At 72.0% G+C, this 22,174-nt stretch carries 20 protein-coding genes; 5 read left to right on the top strand and 15 right to left on the bottom strand.

Features of this window, described 5'->3' with window-relative positions:
- Window positions 1-152: 152 nt before the first annotated feature.
- From ACFVT1_RS15790 to ACFVT1_RS15800, 3 genes are read right to left on the bottom strand one after another with little or no spacing between them, the layout of a single operon-like run.
- The gene (locus ACFVT1_RS15790; protein WP_389795561.1) at window positions 153-1,355 is read right to left on the bottom strand and encodes a dipeptidase; all 1,203 of its coding nucleotides are present in this window, start codon (window positions 1,353-1,355) and stop codon (window positions 153-155) included.
- A 6-nt stretch (window positions 1,356-1,361) separates the two neighbouring features.
- A complete protein-coding gene (gene purE, locus ACFVT1_RS15795; RefSeq protein WP_389795562.1) occupies window positions 1,362-1,901 on the bottom strand; it encodes a 5-(carboxyamino)imidazole ribonucleotide mutase in 540 nt (179 codons plus the stop codon).
- Complete coding sequence (locus ACFVT1_RS15800) at window positions 1,898-3,037, bottom strand: 5-(carboxyamino)imidazole ribonucleotide synthase (RefSeq protein ID WP_389795564.1); 1,140 nt, start codon at window positions 3,035-3,037, stop codon at window positions 1,898-1,900. The genes purE and ACFVT1_RS15800 overlap by 4 nt, the downstream gene beginning before the upstream one ends.
- A 175-nt stretch (window positions 3,038-3,212) precedes the next feature.
- On the opposite strand from ACFVT1_RS15800, the gene ACFVT1_RS15805 reads away from it, so the two are divergent.
- Complete coding sequence (locus tag ACFVT1_RS15805) at window positions 3,213-3,737, top strand: GtrA family protein (RefSeq protein WP_389795566.1); 525 nt, start codon at window positions 3,213-3,215, stop codon at window positions 3,735-3,737.
- A gap of 24 nt (window positions 3,738-3,761) precedes the next feature.
- On the opposite strand, the gene ACFVT1_RS15810 is transcribed toward ACFVT1_RS15805, so the two are convergent.
- Together ACFVT1_RS15810 and ACFVT1_RS15815 are read right to left on the bottom strand one after the other, a co-directional pair.
- Window positions 3,762-5,027, bottom strand: a complete 1,266-nt coding sequence (locus tag ACFVT1_RS15810) for an ATP-binding protein (protein ID WP_389795567.1) — start codon at window positions 5,025-5,027, stop codon at window positions 3,762-3,764.
- Window positions 5,028-5,042: 15 nt separating this feature from the next.
- Entirely contained in the window at window positions 5,043-5,720 is a 678-nt protein-coding gene (locus tag ACFVT1_RS15815; protein WP_362207236.1) for a response regulator transcription factor, read from the bottom strand.
- Window positions 5,721-6,210: 490 nt separating this feature from the next.
- Here ACFVT1_RS15815 and ACFVT1_RS15820 point away from each other — a divergent pair, with 490 nt between their 5' ends.
- Entirely contained in the window at window positions 6,211-7,701 is a 1,491-nt protein-coding gene (locus ACFVT1_RS15820) for an oligopeptide:H+ symporter (protein WP_389795570.1), read from the top strand.
- A gap of 88 nt (window positions 7,702-7,789) precedes the next feature.
- Here the strand turns inward: ACFVT1_RS15820 and ACFVT1_RS15825 are convergent, their stop codons facing one another.
- The 6 genes from ACFVT1_RS15825 to ACFVT1_RS15850 all read right to left on the bottom strand — a co-directional run bounded on the left by ACFVT1_RS15825 (window position 7,790) and on the right by ACFVT1_RS15850 (window position 13,501).
- Window positions 7,790-9,187, bottom strand: coding sequence for a hypothetical protein (locus ACFVT1_RS15825; RefSeq protein WP_389796169.1), 1,398 nt, complete (start codon window positions 9,185-9,187; stop codon window positions 7,790-7,792).
- A 35-nt stretch (window positions 9,188-9,222) separates the two neighbouring features.
- A complete protein-coding gene (locus ACFVT1_RS15830; protein WP_389795572.1) occupies window positions 9,223-10,380 on the bottom strand; it encodes a hypothetical protein in 1,158 nt (385 codons plus the stop codon).
- On the bottom strand, window positions 10,377-11,423 hold the full coding sequence (locus ACFVT1_RS15835; RefSeq protein ID WP_389795573.1) for a hypothetical protein: 1,047 nt from the start codon (window positions 11,421-11,423) through the stop codon (window positions 10,377-10,379). The genes ACFVT1_RS15830 and ACFVT1_RS15835 overlap by 4 nt, the downstream gene beginning before the upstream one ends.
- A gap of 88 nt (window positions 11,424-11,511) precedes the next feature.
- Window positions 11,512-12,180, bottom strand: coding sequence for a peptidase (locus tag ACFVT1_RS15840; protein ID WP_389795575.1), 669 nt, complete (start codon window positions 12,178-12,180; stop codon window positions 11,512-11,514).
- Between the two features lie 226 nt (window positions 12,181-12,406).
- Entirely contained in the window at window positions 12,407-12,922 is a 516-nt protein-coding gene (locus tag ACFVT1_RS15845; RefSeq protein WP_362207227.1) for an ATP-binding protein, read from the bottom strand.
- 210 nt (window positions 12,923-13,132) lie between these two features.
- Complete coding sequence (locus ACFVT1_RS15850) at window positions 13,133-13,501, bottom strand: STAS domain-containing protein (protein WP_362207226.1); 369 nt, start codon at window positions 13,499-13,501, stop codon at window positions 13,133-13,135.
- Window positions 13,502-13,794: 293 nt separating this feature from the next.
- On the opposite strand from ACFVT1_RS15850, the gene ACFVT1_RS15855 reads away from it, so the two are divergent.
- The gene (locus ACFVT1_RS15855; protein WP_389796170.1) at window positions 13,795-14,793 is read left to right on the top strand and encodes an RNA polymerase sigma factor SigF; all 999 of its coding nucleotides are present in this window, start codon (window positions 13,795-13,797) and stop codon (window positions 14,791-14,793) included.
- Between the two features lie 198 nt (window positions 14,794-14,991).
- Here the strand turns inward: ACFVT1_RS15855 and hutI are convergent, their stop codons facing one another.
- The 4 genes from hutI to hutU all read right to left on the bottom strand — a co-directional run bounded on the left by hutI (window position 14,992) and on the right by hutU (window position 20,619).
- A complete protein-coding gene (gene hutI / locus ACFVT1_RS15860; protein WP_389795576.1) occupies window positions 14,992-16,164 on the bottom strand; it encodes an imidazolonepropionase in 1,173 nt (390 codons plus the stop codon).
- A gap of 143 nt (window positions 16,165-16,307) precedes the next feature.
- Complete coding sequence (locus ACFVT1_RS15865; protein ID WP_389795578.1) at window positions 16,308-17,693, bottom strand: formimidoylglutamate deiminase; 1,386 nt, start codon at window positions 17,691-17,693, stop codon at window positions 16,308-16,310.
- A complete protein-coding gene (locus tag ACFVT1_RS15870) occupies window positions 17,684-18,892 on the bottom strand; it encodes an allantoate amidohydrolase (RefSeq protein WP_389796173.1) in 1,209 nt (402 codons plus the stop codon). The genes ACFVT1_RS15865 and ACFVT1_RS15870 overlap by 10 nt, the downstream gene beginning before the upstream one ends.
- Window positions 18,893-18,960: 68 nt before the next feature.
- Entirely contained in the window at window positions 18,961-20,619 is a 1,659-nt protein-coding gene (gene hutU, locus ACFVT1_RS15875) for a urocanate hydratase (RefSeq protein ID WP_389795579.1), read from the bottom strand.
- Between the two features lie 338 nt (window positions 20,620-20,957).
- Between hutU and ACFVT1_RS15880 the strand changes: the two genes are divergently transcribed.
- Entirely contained in the window at window positions 20,958-21,380 is a 423-nt protein-coding gene (locus ACFVT1_RS15880) for a hypothetical protein (RefSeq protein WP_389795581.1), read from the top strand.
- 38 nt (window positions 21,381-21,418) lie between these two features.
- Window positions 21,419-22,156 (top strand): winged helix-turn-helix domain-containing protein, encoded by a 738-nt coding sequence (locus ACFVT1_RS15885; RefSeq protein ID WP_389795582.1) that lies wholly within the window; start codon window positions 21,419-21,421, stop codon window positions 22,154-22,156.
- Window positions 22,157-22,174 lie beyond the last annotated feature (18 nt).

Here is a 22,174-nt window from a genome sequence, read left to right on the forward strand (position 1 = left end):
TTCGGCGCCCCGGGGGGCACTCCCTTTGGTTTGTTTTCGGGCCTAAAAACCCGTTTGTGTGTGGGCGGGGTGTCAACAACCGCCCGCGCCGGGGGGGACTTATGGGGGGGGCGCCCTTGAGGGGCGCCCCGCACTTCTTCGGTTCCGGCTGCTCAGACGGTTCGGGCGTCCAGCTGCTCGATGGTGGCGTGCGACGGGGCCCGGCGCGTGCTCAGCTCGCGCGCGACATCCTCCGCATCGCGCAGCACCCGTACCGCGTTCTGCCAGGTGAGCTTGGCGAGATCAGCGGTGGACCAGCCGCGGCCGAACAGCTCCGCGATCAGGTTCGGGTAGCCCGCGACGTCCTGGAGGCCCTCCGGGAGGAAGGCGGTGCCGTCGTAGTCGCCGCCGATGCCGAGGTGGTCGATCCCGGCGACCTCGCGCATGTGGTCGAGATGGTCGGCGATGGTCGCCACGGTGGCCATCGGGCGCGGGTGGGCCGCCTCGAAGGCGGCGTGGACCTTCATGGCCTGCGCCGTGGTGTCGAGGTGGTGCAGGCCGTGGGCACGCATGTTCTCGTCCGCGGCATGGGTCCAGGCGACGGCTGCCGGGAGGACGAACTTCGGCACGAAGGTCGCCATGGCGATGCCGCCGTTGGCCGGGAGCCGGCCGAGGACGTCGTCGGGGATGTTGCGCGGGTGGTCGCAGATCGCGCGCGACGAGGAGTGCGAGAAGATCACCGGCGCCGCGGAGGTGTCGAGCGCGTCGCGCATCGTCGTCGCCGCCACGTGGGAGAGATCGACCAGCATGCCGGTGCGGTTCATCTCGCGTACGACTTCGTGGCCGAAGGGCGAGAGGCCGCCGACGCCCGGTTCGTCGGTCGCCGAGTCCGCCCACGCGATGTTGTCGTTGTGGGTGAGCGTCATGTAGCGGACGCCCAGCTGGTGCAGGGCGCGCAGGGTGCCCAGCGAGTTGTTGATGGAGTGGCCGCCCTCTGCGCCCATCAGGGAGGCGATACGGCCCTCGGCGCGGGCCGCCTCCATGTCGTCGGCGGTCAGGGCGCGCCGCAGGTCGGCGGGGTAGCGGCCGATCAGCTCGGTGACCACGTCGATCTGTTCGAGGGTGGCGCTGACGGCTTCGTCGCCCGCCATGTCGGTCCGTACGTAGACGGACCAGAACTGGGCCCCGACGCCGCCCGCGCGCAGCCGCGGGATGTCGGTGTGCAGGTGGGCGGACTGATCGGTGGCGATGTCGCGGGCGTCCAGGTCGTAGCCGACCTGCTCGCGCAGCGCCCACGGCAGGTCGTTGTGCCCGTCGACGACGGGGTACTCGGCGAGGAGCTCCGCGGTCCGCTCCAGCTGTTCGGCCTTCTGCACCGGGGCCTACTTCCCGAAACCGAAGGAGTCGGCGCCCTCGACCTTGGCGCGCAGTCGCTTGCCCTTCTCCGTCGCCTGGTCGTTCAGCTCCTGCTGGAACTCGTCCATACGGGCCTGGAGCTCGCTGTCGTGGGCGGCGAGGATGCGCGCGGCGAGCAGGCCCGCGTTGCGTGCGCCGCCGACCGAGACGGTCGCGACGGGGACACCGGCGGGCATCTGCACGATGGAGAGCAGGCTGTCCATGCCGTCCAGGTACTTCAGCGGGACCGGGACACCGATGACCGGCAGCGGGGTGACGGAGGCGAGCATGCCGGGCAGGTGGGCGGCGCCACCCGCCCCCGCGATGATCGTCTTCAGTCCGCGCCCGGCGGCGTTCTCCCCGTACGCGATCATTTCGCGCGGCATGCGGTGGGCGGAGACGACGTCGACCTCGTAGGGGATCTCGAACTCGTCGAGGGCCTTGGCCGCCGCTTCCATGACGGGCCAGTCGGAATCCGAGCCCATGACGATGCCGACGACCGGCGCGGCGGTGGCGGGGGAAGTCATTCGGTGATCGTTCCTCGCAGGTAGTCGGCCGCGTGCCGGGCGCGCTCGCGCACGTCCGCCAGGTCGTCGCCGTAGGTGTTGACGTGTCCGACCTTGCGGCCGGGCTTCACGTCCTTGCCGTACATGTGGATCTTGAGCTGCGGGTCGCGGGCCATGCAGTGCAGATACGCCTGGTACATGTCCGGGTAGTCGCCGCCGAGGACATTGGACATGACCGTCCAGGTGGCGCGCGGGCGCGGGTCGCCGAGCGGCAGGTCGAGGACGGCCCGGACGTGGTTGGCGAACTGCGAGGTGATCGCGCCGTCCTGGGTCCAGTGCCCGGAGTTGTGCGGGCGCATGGCCAGTTCGTTGACGAGGATGCGCCCGTCGGGGGTTTCGAAGAGCTCGACGGCGAGGTGGCCGACGACGCCGAGCTCGGAGGCGATGCGGAGGGCGAGCTGCTGGGCCTCTCCCGCGAGCCGCTCGCTCAGCTCCGGGGCCGGGGCGATCACCGTGTCGCAGACCCCGTCGACCTGGATCGACTCGACGACCGGGTAGGCGACGGCCTGGCCGTGCGGCGAGCGGACGATATTGGCCGCCAGCTCCCGTACGAAGCCGACCTTCTCCTCGGCGAGGACCGGGACACCGGCCCGGAAGGGGTCGGCCGCGTCCGCCGCGGAGCGGACCACCCAGACGCCCTTGCCGTCGTAGCCGCCGCGGACCGTCTTGAGGACGACGGGAAAGCCCCCGGCCTCCTCCGCGAAGGCCACGACGTCCGCCGGGTCCTTCACGATGCGGTGGCGGGGGCAGGGCACGCCGATCTCGGTGAGCTTGGCGCGCATCACCCCCTTGTCCTGGGCGTGTACCAGCGCGTCGGGACCGGGGCGCACGGGAATGCCGTCCGCCTCCAGGGCCCGCAGGTGTTCGGTCGGTACGTGTTCGTGATCGAAGGTGATCACGTCACAGCCGCGCGCGAAGGCGCGCAGCGTGTCCAGGTCGCGATAGTCGCCGACGACGACTTCGCTCACCACCTGGGCCGCCGAGTCCTGGGGGGTGTCGCTGAGGAGCTTGAACTTGATGCCGAGGGGGATGCCCGCCTCGTGGGTCATACGGGCGAGCTGACCGCCGCCGACCATGCCGACTACCGGGAACGTCACTCCTCCAGGGTATCCGGCGGCCCGGGGGCCGCCCGACGACGCCCTCCCGCCCGTCCCGCCGGGGCGGCCGCGTCACAGCATCGCCACCTCTGTCCGTCCGCCCACAGGCAGCCCGCGGACGGGCTGGATAGCATGACCGGGTTGCCGTAACCGACAGACGGGCTGAGCGATCACTATGAGCGAACGGGGCGCACTGCGGACCCGGCTGGATCTGCTGGCCCGGGAGGTCGCCAAGTTCGGCGCGGTCGGCGCACTCGGCCTGGTCGTCAACATCGCCGTGTCCAACCTCCTGTGGCGCACCACCGATCTCCAGGTGGTGCGGGCAGGGCTGCTGGCCACGTTCGTCGCCATCCTCTTCAACTACGTCGGCTTCCGCTACTGGACGTACCGGGACCGCGACAAGAGCGGGCGGACCCGCGAGCTGACGCTGTTCCTGCTGTTCAGCGCGGTGGGGGCGGTCATCGAGACCGGTGTGCTGTACGCGGCGACGTACGGATTCGGGTGGAACACCCCGGTCCAGAGCAATGTCTTCAAGATCCTCGGGATCGGCATCGCGACCCTGTTCCGCTTCTGGTCCTACCGGACCTGGGTGTTCAAGGCACTGCCCACGAAGGAGACCGTGCTGAGCGCGGAGGGGTTCCTGACGCAGGGGCGTACGGAGCGGGTGCCCCGGGTCGAGGCGGATCCGGTGGGCCGGTAGCGGATCCGGTACGGCGCTGGCCGCTCACCGCACCGGGCGTTCCGGTTCCCGCCTCTTCAGGGCCTCCCGGCTGAGGAACAGGGCGAAGACCGGCGGCTGCTGCTGGAGCAGTTCGAGGCGGCCGCCGTCCGCCTCCGCGAGGTCCCTGGCCACCGCGAGGCCGATGCCGGTGGAGTTGCGGCCGCTGATCGTCCGCTCGAAGATCCGGGCGCCGAGGTCGGGAGGCACACCCGGGCCCTCGTCCGTGACCTCGATGACCGCCTGGTTGCCGGTGACGCGGGTGCGCAGCGCCACCGTGCCGCCGCCGTGCATCAGCGAGTTCTCGATCAGGGCGGCCAGCACCTGGGCGACCGCGCCGGGCGTGCCGACGGCCCGCAGCCCCTGCTTTCCGGAGCGGACGATGGCGCGTCCCTCGCCCCGGTAGGCCGGGCGCCACTCCTCGACCTGCTGCTTGACGACCTCGTCGAGGTCGAAGACGACGGCGGAGCCGGTACGCGGATCGCGGGCGTTGGTCAGCAGCCGCTCCACCACGTCGGTGAGCCGCTCGACCTGGGTAAGGGCGATGTTCGCCTCCTCCTTCACCGTCTCCGGGTCGTCGGTGACGGAGATCTCCTCGATCCGCATGGAGAGCGCGGTCAGCGGCGTACGGAGCTGGTGCGAGGCGTCGGCGGCCAGCCTGCGTTCCGCGGTCAGCATCCGGGCGATCCGTTCGGCGGAGGAGTCCAGGACGTCGGCGACCCGGTCCAGCTCCGGCACTCCGTACCGCTTGTGGCGCGGGCGCGGGTCGCCGGAGCCCAGGCGTTCGGCGGTCTCGGCGAGGTCCGTCAGCGGCGAGGCGAGTTTGTTGGCCTGGCGCACGGCGAGGAGCACGGCGGAGACGATGGCCAGCAGCGCCACCGCGCCGATGATCATCAGCGTGCGGCCGACCTCACGGGTCACGGAGGAACTGGACTCCTCGACGGTGACCCGCTCACCCTGCTCCCCCTTGGCCGTACTGCTGATCACGCTGCCGGTGGGACGCTTGCCGACTTCGAGCGGGGCGCGTCCGGGGATCTTGACGAGCGCGTACCGCTTGCTGGAGATCTGCTCGGCCAGCAGCGCGGGGTTGATCCGCTCGGCCCCCAGGAGCCGGCTCTCGACGACGCTGATCAGCCGCAGCGCCTCGGAGTCGACGCTCTCCTGGGCGCTGTTGCTGATGGTGCGGCTCTCGACGATGACGAGGGAGACGCCGAAGACGGCGATCACCACGAGCACCACGGCGAGCGTGGAGTTGATCAGTCTGCGGCGCATGAGTGTTTCTGTACGTCAGCTCTTCTCGAAGCGGAAGCCGACGCCCCGTACGGTCGCGATGTAGCGGGGGTTCGCCGCGTCGTCGCCGAGCTTCTTGCGGAGCCAGGAGATGTGCATGTCGAGGGTCTTGGTCGAGGACCACCAGGTGGTGTCCCAGACCTCGCGCATCAGCTGGTCCCGGGTGACGACCCGTCCCGCGTCACGCACCAGGACCCTCAGCAGGTCGAACTCCTTGGCGGTGAGCTGGAGTTCCTCGTCGCCCATCCAGGCCCGGTGCGACTCGACGTCGATCCTGACGCCGTGGGTGGCGGGCGCCGGGGCGGGCTCGGTGGCACCGCGGCGCAGCAGGGCCCGGACCCGGGCGAGCAGTTCGGCCAGGCGGAAGGGCTTGGTCACGTAGTCGTCGGCGCCCGCGTCCAGGCCGACGACGGTGTCCACCTCGTCGGCACGCGCGGTCAGCACCAGGATCGGCACGGTGTGGCCTTCGGCACGGAGCCTGCGGGCGACTTCGAGGCCGTCCATCCCGGGCAGACCCAGGTCGAGTACGACCAGGTCGATTCCGCCCTGGAGGCCGGCGTCGAGAGCGGTCGGACCGTCTTCGCGGACCTCGACCTCGTAACCCTCCCGACGCAGGGCGCGGGCCAGTGGCTCCGAGATGGATGCGTCGTCCTCGGCGAGCAGTACACGGGTCATGGAGTGATGGTAGTCCGCAGAAGGCGGATCCAGTGAGGTGATCCAAAAGCCCTGCGGCTCAGCGAATAAAACGGAGGGACACCTTTGAATAGGGGGGTGCGGTTGCACCGCTACCTGTGATCCATATCTCAAGTCCTTTCATATCCGGCACTGTCGTGTCGTATGGTTACTCGACGCCTGTTGCACTACTCAAGGACCCTTGGGCAGCTTTTAGCGCCGAGGGTCTTTTTTTGTTCTGCCGGCTGGTACCCGCCAGCCGTGAATTCAGTGAATGACCTGTGGCCGGGCCCGGAGCGCGAGACGCGCACCGGGCGTGGATCCCGGCGCGGTCGCTCCCCGTCCCCTCCGGCCGGCTCCTCGACGAGCCCGGCGGCCGGGACGAATCCCCTGTCAGGCGTGGGGTGGGACGCGGCCGTGCCGGTGCCGGCCTCCCCCCACCGGGCGCGTCACGCTCACGAGGCGTCGCGTCCCGAGCACGCAAGGATCGACCATGGCGTCCAGCCTGACGAAGGACCCGGCCAGTACCTCTGGTTCCGCGAAGACCTTCTTCGGCCACCCCCGCGGCCTGGCCACTCTCTTCATGACCGAGATGTGGGAGCGCTTCAGCTACTACGGCATGAGGGCCCTGCTCCCCCTCTACCTGATCGCCCCCGACGGCCTTCACATGAACCCGGCCACGGCCACGGCGATCTACTCGGTCTACGTGTCGCTGGTCTACCTGCTCGCCATGCCCGGCGGCTGGTTCGGCGACCGGGTCTGGGGTCCCCGCAAGACCGTCGCCGTCGCCGGTACGGTCATCATGATCGGCCACCTGACGCTGGCGCTGCCCTCGCAGGGCACCTTCTTCGCCGGTCTCGGACTGGTCGCCATCGGCTCCGGTCTGCTGAAGTCCAACATCTCGACGATGGTCGGCCACCTCTACGACGGCCCGGACGACGCGCGCCGCGACGGCGGCTTCACGATCTTCTACATGGGCATCAACGCGGGTGCCTTCGCGGCGCCGCTGATCATCGGCACCATCGGTGAGAGCGTCAACTGGCACCTGGGCTTCGCACTCGCCGCGCTCGGCATGGGGCTGGGCCTCGCCCAGTTCCTGATGGGCACCCGCCACCTGGACGGGCGCAGCCTCGTCGTGCCGAAGCCGCTGTCGGCGGCCGAGCGGGCGAGCACGCTGCGCAAGGGCATGATCTGGCTGGCCGTCGCGGCCGTCTTCTACATCGTCACGGTCGCCACCGGCGTCTACACGCTCAACTGGCTCCTGGTCCCCATCACCGTCGCGGGCCTGGTCATCCCGGTCGTCGTCCTGACGCGCATCAAGCGCGACAAGGAGCTCAGCGCCGCCGAGCAGTCGAAGATGTCCGGGTACATCTGGTTCTTCGCCGCCGCCGCCATCTTCTGGATGATCTACGACCAGGGCGGTTCGACGGTCGCGATCTTCGCCGACTCCTCGGCCGACAACAGTGTCTTCGGCTGGACCTTCCCGGTCTCCTGGTACCAGTCGGTCAACCCGGTCCTGATCATGGCGTTGGCCCCGCTCTTCGCCGCTTTCTGGCTGGCGCTGAACCGCCGCGGCAAGGAGCCCAGCACCATCGTGAAGTTCAGCTCCGGCCTGGTGCTGGTCGGTGCGTCGTTCTTCCTCTTCCTGATGCCGCTGACGATCGCGACCGACGGCCACAAGGCCGCCGCGATGTGGCTGGTCGCGATCTACTTCGTCCAGACGGTCGCCGAGCTGACGCTGTCGCCGGTGGGCCTCTCCGTCACCACGAAGATGGCTCCGGCCAAGTACGCCAGCCAGATGATGGGTGTCTGGTTCCTGGCCGTCACCGCCGGTGACTGCACCACGGGCCTGCTCTCCACCGCGGGTGTGCGGCTCAACGGCACCGGCGTGGTCACCCTGCAGGCCTTCCTCGCCGTCGCCGCGGGTGTCGCGGTCTTCATGTACCGCGGGAAGGTGAAGCAGCTCATGGGCACCGTGCGCTGACGCACCGGACCCGGCTTGCGCGAAGGGCCGCCGCACACCGACACCCCGGTGTGCGGCGGCCCTTCGCACGCGTAGCCATGGGCTCAGCTCACCTGGTGCCGCGCAGCCTGCGCCACGGCGTGAAGGTGAACACGGCGCCGCCCAGCAGGATCGCCGTCCCCGCGACCAGGCCGAGTGCGCGCAGGGTGCCGTGGTCCTCGGCCCCGGTGGCGGCCAGTCCGCCGCCGGAGTCCGTGCCGCCGGCCGTGGAGCCGGTGGAGCCGGAGGTGGCGGAGCCGGAGGCGCCGCCCTGCTGGGCCGTGGTGTCGAGCTCCAGCGACGGGGTCACCGAGCCCTTGACCTTGCACGGGATGGTGATCTTCGAGGAGCCCAGGGTGACATCGATGGTCAGGGTGCCGGGGCCGAGCGTGGACTTCCCGGACGCGCCCGGCTTGTAGGTGCCGGTCATGTCGGCGAGGTCGACGGGCTTGCCCTGCTCCAGGGGTTCGGTGTTGGCGGGTCCGGTCACCTTCACCGAGCCCTTGTCGGCGCCGCCGACGACGACGTCCATGGACGGCTTGAGCGCGCCCGCCGGCAGCGCGGCCGGGCTGTCCATCACGCCCTTGGCCGTCTTGACCGTGAGCGCGTAGCTCCCGCCGCTCTTCCTGGCGTTGATCGTCACCTTGGAGGCGATGTCGGGCGGTCCCGGGGAGGTACAGGTGAAGTGGACGGAGACCTCCTTGCCCGGGAAGTCGGTCTGGCCACCACTGCCGCCGGAGCCGGCGGTGGTGCCGCCCGCGGTCGTGGAACCGGTCGTGGAACCGGAGGTCGTACCACCGGCGGTCGTGGAACCGGAGGTCGTGGAGCCGGAGGTCGTGGAGCCGGAGGTCGTGGAGCCGGAGGTCGTACCACCGGCGGTCGTACCGCCGGCAGCGGTGGAACCACCCGCGGAACCACCCGTGGAACCGCTCGTCGTACCGCCCGCGGCCGTGGCCCCGCCGCCGTCCGTGACCTTGATGGTCGCGCCCGTCCCCACCGTCTCCTTCGGGCTGCACTTGGTGTCCGTGGAGATCGGCTTGGAGACGTTGATGTCGTACGCGTCCGGCGTCAGCGTGATCTCACCGGCCTTCTCCAGCTTGAGCGTGCCCTTCATGTCGGGCAGCACCATGGCGCTGTTCTTCGGGATCGGCGGGTTCTGCCGCGGCCCCTCCATCTGCAGGGTGCCCGTGGCCGCGCCGCCCACCTTGACGGTGCCGGTCGGCTTGACCGTGTCCTTGTCCAGATCGAGTATGTCGGGGTTCCTGGAAGCGGCCTCGACCGTCTTCCACACCACCTCGACGGTGTCCCCGACCTTGGCCTCGGCGGGCGCGGCCAGCCGCACCACGGTGGTGCCCTGCACGGGCGGCAGCCCGGAGATGGCCGGGGGTATGCACTCCGTCCTGTACGAGGTGTCGGCGGCGTGGGCCGGACTCGCGGCCAGCAGTAGGCCCGCGCCGCCGAGCATCATCGCGACTCCCGCCGCGACCGTCCTCCGTTGCGTACTCACGAATGTCCCTTCGTCGTCGGTCTGTTCTCTGACGGTGCGGAATCCGGGGTGAACCACGGCAGCGCGGTCGCGGTGGTGGGCCCGGACGCGGCCTCGGGGCTCCCGGCGGACCCCGGCGCACGGCGCGCCCCCGGGAGCCCGGCGGACGCCCCGGCCGGTCGCGGACCGCGCCGGCGAAGTCGCCTGCCACGGGCCGGGGTGCGCGAGGTGCGGGGCCGTGCCCTGTCGACGATCGCCATACCGATCCGGAACACGGCGGCCGGTACGACGACACACAGCAGGACCCAGAAGAGGGTGACGCCCCAGGGGCGGCCGACCCCCCACGGCTGCTCGGCCAGCACCTTGCCGCCGTACTCCAGCGAGACCTGGTAGTCGCCGTGGGCGCCCGCCGCCAGCTCGACCGGCAGCTCGATCCGCGCCTTGCGGCCGGACTCGATGGTGCCGCGCCACTGCCGCTCCTCCCACTGCGGGGCGAAGACGCCGTGCGCGGTGCCGACCCGGAAGACCGGGTCCTTGACCGGAGCGGAGCCCAGGTTGCCGACGGTGAAGACGAGTTGCCGGGCGGGCGGGGCGCCGAACCAGGTGAGGATTCCGCTGTCGCCCTCCAGCCGGGTGGCGGCCAGCACCGCGAGCCGGCCGCCCCCGGTCTCCTTCGGCAGCGCGGCGACCGGGTGGCCCGCGACGACGAACACGGCGTCGGCGGTGGCCTGTTCCCCGGTGACGGTGGCGACATGCACCACGCAGGGGCAGGGCACCGGCGGCTCGGCGACCGGCAGCTTCCTGCCGAAGCCGCCCTTGGCATCGGTGGTGACGGCACGGCCCTCGGCATTGGCGCAGGAGTTGGTGCCGCCGATCACCCCGCGGTCCGGGGTGGACCGTCCGCAGATCAGCATCATCAGCAGCGTGCCGGGACGCCAGCCGCTGCCCTTGACGGTGATCTCACCGCCCTTGCCCGCCTGCTGTTTCGAGAGGGTGACCACGGGCTTCGCCTCCGCGGCTCTCGTACCCGCCGCGTCCGCGCCGGTCGCGGAGAGCAGCAGCAGCGCGGGCAGCAGCGCGCCGAGCACCGCGGCGAGCAGCAGCGCGGTGCTCGGCGCGGCGTCCCGCCGGTGGCTGCCGCCGCACAGTGGTGCCGGTCCGGTCCGTCCAGTCACGATTCCGCTCCCGCCTTCGCCACGTGCCTGCTCTCGGAGTGCTGTTGATCGCCCCGGGACCGCTGGGACCGGCCACCGCCGCGGTCACCACCGCCGTCGTCGCCACCACCACCGCCACCGCCGCCGTCCTCCGGTGGCCGACCGCGGGTGCGTCGGAGCCGGTACGCGTACGCGCCCGCGGCGACCGCGGCCAGGAGCAGCAGCGCGCCACCGGCCACCGGCACCCACGGGACGAAGACCGCACGGGCCGTCGCCTCGCTGTGCGCGCCGCCCGCCGCCGTGACCCGCAGACGTACCGTCACCGAGTCGAGCGCCGGGGCCTCCCGCCACGGTTCGGTGAGCCTGACGCGCTGTCCGGGCAGCAGCCGCACCGGAAGCGTGCGGGCCTCGCGCCGCAGCAGCCTCCCGAACACCCCGTCGGCGTCGACGGCGATCCGCGGGGCCAGGACCGTGTTGCCGCGGTTGACCAGCGTGTAGTGGACGGTCCGCCCGGACACGGCGGCGTCCTCGACGGTGAGCGCACCCAGCGCCGGCCCGCCGACCCGCAGCCGGACCCGTACACCCACCGAGCGGCCGCCGCCCTCCACGACGAGCGCGCCGGGGTGGTCCCCGGGCGTCGCGCCCGTCGGCACGGTGACGGAGAACGGCACGTCGGCGCGGGTGCGGGCCGGCACGGTCACCTCGGCGGCGGCGGTCCGCAGCCAGGCGCCGGCCCCGGTGGAGCCCTTGCCGTCGCGCACCGCCGAGCCGCCGTCCCCTGCGTGGTACGCGTCGGCGCCGCGCAGCCGCACCGTGACCGGGGCCGTACCCGGGTTGGTGACGGAGAGCCGGTCCTGGAGGACGGTGCCGGGCGGGCCCTCCAGATAGAAGTACGGTCTGCCGCCGCCCGTCCCGGAACCGCTCGCCGCGGGCCGCGCCGTCCACGACGCGGCGCTCCCGGGCGCCGGTGCCCGGTCCGCGGCACCGGCCACCGGGGGCATGGCGAAGGTGAACAGCAGGACGGCGAGGGCGAGTCGGGCTGCGTGACCGGTCGGCGACGGCATGGGCGGCTCCCTGGTGCGTGACGGCGGCCGGCTCGTGGGCTGGGGCGCCTCCGGATCCGGCCCGGTCCGGAGGGAGCGCCCTGACGCCCTAGCGGCCCGCGGCCCCCTGCCCGCGCCTGGTCAGCCAGAGCACTCCGGCCGCGCCGGTCAGCAGCACCGTGCCGCCGAGCGTGCCGAGCGCCACCGCCGAGTCGAGCGGACCGGTCTTCGGCAGCTGCCCGCCGGTGTCCGGGGTGCCCTGCCCGTTGCCCGCGGCTGTCACGTCGAGCCGGAGCGACGGGCCCGGGTTGTTGGAGGGGGTACAGGTCGTGGTCGTGCCGAGCGCCTTGATGGTGAGCAGACCGGCGGTGAAGTCGACCTTGCCGCTCTTCTTCGGGGTGTACGTACCCGACAGGTCACTGATCCTGATCGGGGTGTTGGCGGGTATGGCCGCGGAGTTCGGCGCGCCGGAGACCTGGACCTGGCCCTGGTCGGCACCGCCCACCTTGATGACCGCGCTGGGGTTCATCGCGCCCTTGCCCAGTTCGACGGGGCTGGACGAGACCCCCTTCTGGAAGGACATCGTGAGCCGGTAGCCGCTGCCGCTCCTGACGCTCTTGATGTCGATGGGCGACACGGCGCTCTTGTCGCCGATCGGGGTCTTGCACTGGTAGTCGACGTCCACGACCGCGGCGTGGGCGGCGGGCGCGGCCATCAGCACCACCGTGCCCGCCAGCGCGGACGCCAGCGCGAGAGCTGTTCGCTTCTGGTAGGACACCTTGAGTTCCCCTCACCACATTACTGACGACACATCAGATTGGGCGCTCAAGGTACGCCCGGGGCCTTGTGGAGGGAAGACAAAGAGCGCGCCGATCCGGCGCGCTCCTGAGTGGTGCGGTACCGCACTCCCGAGTGGTGCGGTACGGGGGCCCACGGCCCCGGAACCCGGCCCCGGAACCACCCGGGGCGCGGACGAGGGGCCCGCAAGGGGCCCGGAGGCGGAACTATGCGGGGGCCGCCAGCTCCGCCCAGACGGTCTTGCCGGGCCGGCCGGCCACCCGCTGGACGCCCCAGTCCAGGCAGAGCCGCTGCACGATGAACATGCCGTGCCCGCCGGGCCGGCCGGCCCGGTGCGGAGTGCGCGGCGCGGGCTGTCCCGCACCGGAGTCGACGACCTCCACCCGCAGCACCTTCGCCGTGCAGGCGATGCGCATCTCCTCGGGGCCGTCCGCGTGCAGACAGGCGTTGGTGACCAGTTCGGAGACGACCAGCAGGACGTCCTCGGCGGCGGCCCGTCCGTCGGCGCTCGTCGCGGGGAGCCAGCCCCAGTCGTGAAGAGCCTGGCGGGCGAAGTCACGAGCCGTCGGCACGATGCCGCCGATCCCCCGCAGCGACACCGTGCGCCACTGCCGCTCGACCGGTTCGGAGGAGGCCGCACCGGCGCCCGCGTCCGCGCCCGTGCCGGCGCCCTCCGGCTCGCGGCCGAGGTCGCCCGGCGGATGCTGCCGGGTGGTGCTCATCAGCGCTTCACCTCACCGATTCACCATGTCGCCATTGAACAGTTACAAGTACAGGTACAGATACACGTACGGATACGGGGTGAGTGGGTCGCCCACGGCTCCGCCCGGTGTCTCCTGCCCGGCCGAATCGTGACAACACCCACTTCGTCTACGCGGATCGCGTGACACGGGCAACACGTGGGGCACCCGGGGTCGCGCGACGCGCCACGCTCAGGTGTCCAGGGCCGCTTCGAGGGAGTCGTGGACGGTGAAGACCGCCTCGGCCCCGGTGATCTCGAAGACCCGCGCCACCACCGGCAGCATCCCGGCCAAATGGACCCCTCCCCCTGCCGCCTCCGCCTTGAGGCGGGCACCGAGCAGCACATTCAGCCCGGTGGAATCACAGAATTCGAGTCGCGAGCAGTCGACCACCAGGCGCACTCGCCCTTGCTCGACCGCGCTCTCCAGAGGCTCTCGCAGCAGATCCGCCGTGTGGTGATCCAGCTCACCCACCGGCGTCACGACCTCGCTGCGCCCCTCGGTTCGGGACTCGACCTGAAGCCGACCCCGGTTCGCACTGCCGACCGTCCCGCGGTCCATGCCCGTCCCTCTTCGCCGTCGTCACTGCCGTCGTCACTGCCTGCGTCCTGGCGTGCGCGGATTCGTCGCAGCCGTCGCTGACGTCCTCGAAACAGTACGCGTTCCGTACGCCACGTGGTAGCCGAAGACCTCAACAAACCGGACATACAGCAACATTTGGCGCTTGTAACTGCCTGTCCGGACCGGGTAAGGGTAGAGGGACACCCAAACACGGCCGGCTTCGGAGGCGCCGCTTCACCGCAGGAACACGTATGGGCATCGGCAGCCATATGCCGAGAACGATGGAGGAGACCATGTCACCCCGGCTCGACGAACCGCGTATCCACGACGCGACGTCAGCATGTCCTCAGGGACGGACCCACTCAGACCCCCCTGCCGCGAACGCCGGAGACGGCACGCACGCCGACGCCACCGGCGCCGGCACCACCAGCAGCACCCGCACCACGACCGCCGTCGGCACCGCCGACGACCACGGCACCGGTGGCGGTCTCGAAGGACTTCCCGAGATCCCGCCCTACGACGAAGTGGGGGCGCTGGACGCCCGGGCCCTGTCGAAGACGCTCTTCGAGCGGCTCGAATCCCTCGAAGAGGGCACCCACGAGTACGCCTACGTCCGCAATACGCTCGTCGAACTGAACCTGGCCCTGGTCAAGTTCGCCGCCTCCCGGTTCCGCTCCCGCAGCGAACCGATGGAGGACATCATCCAGGTCGGCACCATCGGCCTGATCAAGGCGATCGACCGTTTCGAGCTGAGCCGGGGCGTGGAGTTCCCGACGTTCGCGATGCCGACCATCGTCGGCGAGATCAAGCGCTTCTTCCGCGACACCAGTTGGTCCGTGCGCGTCCCGCGCCGGCTCCAGGAGCTGCGGCTCGACCTGGCCAAGGCGGGCGACGAGCTCGCCCAGCAGCTGGATCGTTCACCCACCGTGGGCGAGCTCGCCGACCGCCTCGGCATCACCGACGACGAGGTCGTCGAGGGCATGGCCGCGAGCAACGCGTACACCGCCAGCTCGCTGGACGCCAAGCCCGAGGAGAACGAGCAGGAAGGCGCCCTGGCGGACCGCATCGGCTACGAGGACCACGGACTCGAAGGCATCGAGTACGTCGAGTCCCTGAAGCCGCTGATCGCCTCGCTGCCGGGCCGGGACCGCACGATCCTCTCGCTCCGGTTCGTCGCCAACATGACGCAGTCGGAGATCGGTGAGGAACTGGGCATCTCCCAGATGCATGTGTCGCGGCTGCTCTCCCGCACGCTGGTCAAGCTCCGGAAGGGTCTGACGCTGGAGGAGTGAGCGGGCATCCCGCCCGCGCGCGGCACGGCCGCGCGGCGCGCCGCGAGCCCCTTGCGGAAGGACCTGCCCGGACAGCGGGCGGGTCCTTCCGCATGTGACGGCATGTGACCGTATGTGACGGCACGTCATGGACGCCTGGCCGCAGGCGCCGGGCCGGGCCGCGCCGCGCCGCGCCGTACCGTGCCGCGCCGGCCGCGCTCAGAGGACGCGCTCGCCGCGCTGCCAGACCGCGTGGACCAGCGGGACGCCCGGCCGGTAGGCGAGGTGGACATGGCTGGGTGCGTCGAGGAGGACCAGGTCGGCGCGGGCGCCCGGAGCGACGCGGCCGATGTCCGTACGGCGCAGGGCCGCCGCGCCGCCCGCGGTGGCGGACCAGAGCGCCTCGTCCGGGGTCATGCCCATGTCGCGTACGGCGAGGGCGATGCAGAAGGGCATGGAGGACGTGAACGACGAGCCCGGATTGCAGTCGGTGGAGAGCGCGACGGTGGCCCCCGCGTCGAGGATGCGGCGGGCGTCCGGCCAGGTGGCGCGGGTGGAGAACTCGGCGCCGGGCAGCAGGGTGGCGACGGTGTCGCCCTGGGCCAGGGCGTCGATGTCCGCGTCGGTGAGGTGGGTGCAGTGGTCGGCGGACGCGGCGTCGAGTTCGACGGCGAGCTGGACGCCGGGGCCGTGGCCGAGCTGGTTGGCGTGGACGCGGGGGTGCAGGCCCTTGGCACGGCCGGCGGTGAGGACGGCACGGGCCTGGTCCCCGTCGAAGGCGCCCTTCTCGCAGAAGACGTCGATCCAACGGGCGTACGGGGCACAGGCGTCGAGCATCGCCCCGGTGACCAGGTCGACGTACCCCGCCGGATCGTCGGCGTAGTCCGGGGAGACGATGTGCGCCCCGAGGTAGGTGACCTCTTCGGTGTGCCGGGCGGCGATCCGCAGGGCGCGGGCCTCGTCCTCGACGGTGAGGCCGTAGCCGGACTTGGTCTCGAAGGTGGTGGTGCCCTGGCGCAGCCCCTCGGCGAGGTAGCGGGCGACGTTGGCGGAGAGCTCGTCGTCGGTGGCGGCGCGGGTGGCGGCGACCGTGGTCCTGATGCCGCCCGCGCTGTAGGCGCGGCCGGACATCCGGGCGTTGAACTCCTCGGTGCGGTCGCCCGCGAACACGAGATGGGAGTGGGAGTCGACGAAGCCGGGGATCGCCGCCCGGCCGCCCGCGTCGACGGCGTTGTCGGCGGCGGGGGCTCTGCTCGACTCGCCGGTCCAGACGACCCGGTCGCCCTCGATGACGACGGCCGCGTCCCGGATCAGGCCCAGGGGGGAATCCGCGTGGAGGGAGGGGTCGTTGGTGACCAGGGCGGCGATGTTGGTGATGGCGGTCGTCGTCATCGGGAGACTGCTCTCCTTGGGTGTCGGCTTGCGGGGCGGCGGTCCGCCGGTGGGCCGTCTGCGGAGCGGCGGTCCGCCGGCGGGACTGCGGGGCGACGCGTGCGGAGGTCCGGGGACCGGCCGCCTCCGGGGCGGTGGGGTGGTCAGCGGTGGAGTGCGGCGATCGCCGAGGCGAGCGCCGCGGGAACGTCCTCGACCAGCGTGTGCCGCCCGTCGCGGACGATGTGCCGGCCCGCCACGACCGTGTGCCGCACATCGGCCGCGGAGGCGGCGAACACGGCGGTCTCGGCCGCGAGCCGGGGCGCCGGCCCCGCTGTTCTGACGGAGTCCAGGGCGACGGTCGCCAGATCGGCGGGCGCACCGGGTTCCAGGATGCCCGCCCCGGGCCGGCCGAGCGCGGCATGGCCGTCGACCGTGGCGGCGCGCAGCAGGGCGGCCGCCGTCCAGTGGCCGCGTGCCCGGGTGCGCAGGCGTTCGTCCAGCTCCATCGCGCGGGCCTCTTCGAAGAGGTCGATCACGGCGTGGCTGTCGCTGCCGAGGGAGAGCGGCGACCCGGCGCGCTGGAGGGCGACGGCGGGGCCGATCCCGTCGGCGAGGTCGCGTTCCGTGGTGGGGCACATGCAGGTGCCGGTCGCCGAGGAGCCGAGGAGCGTGATGTCCTCGTCGGTGAGGTGCGTGTTGTGGATGCCGGTGGTGCGCGGGCCGAGGACCCCGTGGTCGGCGAGGAGCCGGGTGGGGGTGCAGCCGTGGGCGGCGAGGCAGGCGTCGTTCTCCGCGGTCTGCTCGGAGAGGTGGACGTGGAGCGGGGCCTGCCGCTCCTCGGCCCAGGCGGCCACGATGGCGAGCTGCGCGGCGGGGACGGCGCGCACGGAGTGGACGGCCGCGCCGATCAGGGCGTGGCCGCCGCCCTTGAGGAGGGAGGCGCGTTCGGCCCAGGCGTCCGCGGTGGTGTCGGAGAAGCGCAGCTGGTGCGGGTCGGGCTGCTGGTACTGGGTGGGGCGCCGGCCGAATCCGGCGGAGAGGTAGGCGGTGTCCAGCAGCGTGATCCGGATGCCGGCCTCGCCCGCCGCCGCGATCAGCGCCTCTCCCATCGCGTTGGGGTTGTCGTACGGGGTGCCGCCCGGCGCGTGGTGCAGATAGTGGAACTCGCCGACGGCGGTGATGCCGGCCAGGGCCATCTCGGCGTACACCGCACGGGCGAGGTCGTAGTACGAGTCGGGGGTGAGCCGGGAGGCGACCTGGTACATGGTCTCGCGCCAGGTCCAGAAGGTGCCGGAGCCGACCTGGACGGTGGAGCGCAGGGCTCGGTGGAAGGCGTGCGAGTGGGTGTTGGCGAGCCCGGGAAGGGTGAGCCCGCGCAGCACGGTGGCGCCCGGCGGCGGGGTGGCGACGCCGGTGCGGACGCCCGCGATGATGCCGCCGGACACGTCCAGGGCGACGCCCGGCTCGACATGGGTGCCGAGCCAGGCGTGGGACAACCAGTACGTCACGGTGACGGGCCTGCCCGTCGGCTCCGTTGTCAGCTGCACGCGAGACCTTCCAGTACGTCGGCGAGTGCGATCACCCCGGCCGCGCAGTCGTCCTCGGCGGCCTGTTCGGCCGGCGAGTGCGAGATCCCGGTGGGGTTCCGTACGAACAGCATGGCGGTCGGGACCGAAGCGGACAAAATACCCGCATCGTGTCCGGCGCCGGTACCGAGGACGGGTACGGCGCGGTCGGTGTCGCCCCGGCCCGACAGGATCTTGCCGAGCTCGTCGCGCAGGGCGTGCTCGAACTCCACGACGGGCGTGAAGGACTCCCGTACGACATCGAGGTCGATCCCGGCCCGCTCGGCGTGTTCCCGGGCGGCCCGTTCGATGCCGGTGACCACGGCGTCGAGGCGGTCCTGGTCGGCGGCGCGGGAGTCGAGCCAGCCGCGGACGAGGGAGGGGATGGCGTTGACCCCGTTCGGCTCGACGGCGATCTTGCCGAAGGTGGCGAGGGCCCCGGCGAGCTCCGCCTCGCGGCGGGCGGCCAGCACGGTCTCGGCGTACGTGAGCATCGGGTCGCGCCGGTCGGCCAGCCGGGTGGTGCCCGCGTGGTTGGCCTCGCCCCGGAAGTCGAACCTCCAGCGCCCGTGCGGCCAGATCGCGGAGGCGATGCCGACCGGGTCGCCGGTGAGGTCGAGGGCGCGTCCCTGCTCGACGTGGAGTTCCACGAACGCGCCGATACGGGCGAGGCGTTCGGGGTCGGGGCCGATGGTGTCGGGGTCGTACCCGGCCGCCTCCATGGCCCGCGGCAGCGTGATGCCGTCGGCATCGGTGAGCCGGTGCGCCGCCTCGACGGTCAGCTGCCCGGCGGCGAGCCGGGAGCCCACGCAGGCGAGCCCGAAGCGGGCCCCCTCCTCGTCGCCGAAGTTGCTGATGGCCAGCGGCCGGCTGAACTCCGCCCCTCTGCGGCGGAGTTCGTCGAGGGCGGCGAAGGAGGAGACCACGCCGAGCGGCCCGTCGAAGGCACCGCCGTCCGGTACGGAGTCGAGGTGCGAGCCGGTGACGACGGCGTCCCCCGCGAGGGGGTCGCCGAGCCAGGCCCACTGGTTGCCGTTCCGGTCGACCTCGTAGGTGAGCCCGCGCGCCTCGGCCTGCGCCCGGAACCAGGCACGGCAGTCGGTGTCGGCCCCGGTCCAGGCGTAGCGGCGGTAGCCGCCGCTGTCCTGGTGCCGGCCGAGGGGCGCGAGCTCTCGCCACATGGCCTGGAACGACGGTGCACTGCCCCCGGTCGCGGCCTCGGCGGCCTGGGCGCCGTTTCGTTCCCCGGTCACTGCCCCTCCGCCATCGGCACGCGGACGCCCTTGTCCGCGGCGACCGACTCCGCGATGTCGTACCCGGCGTCGACGTGCCGGATGACGCCCATGCCCGGGTCGTTGGTGAGCACCCGGCGGATCTTCTCGCCCGCCAGCTTCGTACCGTCGGCGACGGTCACCTGCCCGGCGTGGATGGAGCGCCCCATGCCGACGCCGCCGCCGTGGTGGAGGGAGACCCAGGAGGCGCCGGACGCCACGTTGACCATGGCGTTCAGCAGCGGCCAGTCGGCGATCGCGTCGGAGCCGTCGAGCATGGCCTCGGTCTCCCGGTACGGGGAGGCCACGGAGCCGCAGTCCAGGTGGTCGCGGCCGATGGCCAGCGGGGCGGCCAGCTCGCCGGAGGCCACCATGTCGTTGAACCGCTCGCCGGCCCGGTCGCGCTCGCCGTAACCGAGCCAGCAGATCCGGGCGGGCAGTCCCTGGAAGTGGACGCGTTCGCCGGCCATCTTGATCCAGCGGTGCAGCGACTCGTTCTCCGGGAAGAGTTCGAGCATCGCCTTGTCGGTCTTGTGGATGTCGGACGCCTCGCCGGAGAGCGCCGCCCAGCGGAACGGCCCCTTGCCCTCGCAGAAGAGCGGCCGGATGTAGGCGGGCACGAACCCGGGGAAGTCGAACGCCCGGTCGTAGCCCGCGAGCTGGGCCTCGCCGCGGATGGAGTTGCCGTAGTCGAAGACCTCGGCCCCGGCGTCCATGAAGCCGACCATCGCCTCGACGTGCTTGGCCATCGACTCGCGTGCGCGCTGCGTGAAGTCGGCGGGCTTCTCGGCGGCGTACGAGGCCATGCCGTCGAAGTCGACACCGAGCGGGAGGTACGCGAGCGGGTCGTGCGCGCTGGTCTGGTCGGTGACGATGTCGATCGGCGCGCCCTCGGCGAGCATCCGCGGCAGCAGCTCCGCCGCGTTGCCCAGCAGGCCGATGGAGAGCGGCTTGCGGGCGTCCCGGGCCTCGGTGGCGAGCTGGAGCGCGTGTTCCAGGGAGTCGGCGCGCACGTCCAGGTAGCGGTGCTCGATGCGGCGCTCGATGGCGCGCGGGTCGCAGTCGATGCAGATCGCGACGCCGTCGTTCATCGTCACGGCGAGCGGCTGGGCGCCGCCCATGCCGCCGAGTCCGGCGGTCAGGGTGATCGTGCCGGCCAGCGTCCCGTTGAACTTCTTGGCCGCGACGGCGGCGAACGTCTCGTACGTGCCCTGCAGGATGCCCTGCGTGCCGATGTAGATCCACGAGCCGGCGGTCATCTGGCCGTACATGGTGAGCCCGAGCGCCTCCAGGCGGCGGAACTCCTCCCAGTTCGCCCAGTCGCCCACCAGGTTGGAGTTGGCGATCAGGACCCGCGGCGCCCACTCGTGCGTCTGCATGACGCCGACCGGGCGCCCGGACTGGACGAGCATCGTCTCGTCCTGCTTGAGCGTCCGCAGCGTACGCACCATGGCGTCGAACGAGCGCCAGTCGCGGGCCGCCTTGCCGGTGCCGCCGTAGACGACGAGCTTGTCGGGGTGTTCGGCGACCTCGGGATCGAGGTTGTTCTGGAGCATGCGCAGGGCGGCCTCCTGCTGCCATCCCAGGGCGCTCAGTTCCGTACCGCGCGGTGCCCGTACGGGGCGGGGTCCTGACATGGCGGTGCCTCCTCGCGAATGTAAGTCTTCTATTCACATCCTGAGGGTCTGAATACTCGTAGTCAACAGTCCCGCACCGACGCCTGGCCGAAAGGCGCCGCCCGCGCGCTCGCCCACCCGCCTGCCCGCCCGCCTGCCCGCCTGCCCGCCCGCCTGCCCGCCTGCTCGCCTGCTCGCCCGCCTGCCTGCTCGCCTGCGCGAACTCCGGCACGTCTTCCGCGCCGCCCGAAGATCTCTTGCGCATGTACCCGTGGAAAATGCCAGAACCCCTGCCCCGGGGGAGCACGTTGCGTAGCCTCGTAGTCACAGCCGAACGCCACGTCGGGAGGGGAGTGCGCGTGCCCGGAATCGACGAGTGCCTGCTCGAAGTCATGAGGCTGCCCGGCGCCCGGGGCGCCGCGGTGGTCGACTGGACGAGCGGCCTCGCCCTCGGCACCATCGGCGAATCACCCAACGGCGATCACGAGGCCACCGCCGCGGAGACGGCGGAGGTCGCGAGGATGGCGGCCGAGCAGCCCGCCTTCGCGCGGGAGGCCACCGGACCGCCGACCGCGTTACCGGACCGGGCGGGCGCCGGAGCGCCGCCCCCGGTCGAGGACGTCATCATCACCACCCGCGCCGGGTACCACGTCCTCCGTTTCGTCGAGACCTCCTTCGACAGCAGCGTCTTCGTCCATCTCTGGCTCGACCGCGCGGAGGGCAATCTGGCCCTCGCCCGAATACGGCTGGGCGAGATGGCCGAGCGGCTGGTCCTGGCATGAGAACGGCCGCCCCCGCCCCTGCCACGCCCCTCTCCCCCATGCTGCAGCGCCTCGCCGACGAGCACGCCACCGGCGCCCTGATCCGCGACCGCGGCACCCTCTATCTCGACGAGGGCCAGGTGGTGCACGCCGAGAGCCCGGCGACACCCGGGATCGACGTCCTGCTCACCACGGGCGGCGCCCTGCACCGCGACGGCTGGTGGGAGGCGGTCGCCAGGGCGGGCGCCGGGCAACGGGTCGGCCGCTATCTCGTGGACAGCGGGCGGGTACCGGGCGGGGCGCTGGAACTGTGCCACCTGGGCGCGCTGTACGACGCGGCGTTCTTCGCGCTGGCCCCCACCCGGTCCCCGGCCCGCTTCCGCTACGGGGTCTCCCACTGGATCGGCCCCGTCCGCCCCGTCCCCGTCGACGCCGTGCAGCGCGAGACGCTCCGGCGCCGGGAGCTGCTGACGCGCATCTGGCCCGACGCGGTGACCGACAGCGCCCCGCTCGCACGGACGGACCGGCCCGTCGACACACCCGTGCCGCCCGGCCGGCGCCGCGTGCTCGATCTCGTGGACGGGATGCGCACCGCGTCGGACATCGCCCAGGAGCTGGGCCGGTCGGCGTTCCACGTCCTGGTCGGTCTGCGGCGCCTCGCCGCGGCCGGGCTGGTCGAAGCGGTACGGGAGCCGCCGTCCTCGGCCGACCCCGGCGGGATCACGCTGCCCGAGGTCACGGCCGACCCCGACGTCGCCCTGCTGCGCCGGCTCCGAGACGCATTGGAGGCCCTGTGATACGCGCGCTCAGGCAGC

Origin of the sequence: Streptomyces sp. NPDC057963, from assembly GCF_042887155.1 — a bacterium.
Lineage (GTDB): Bacteria > Actinomycetota > Actinomycetes > Streptomycetales > Streptomycetaceae > Streptomyces.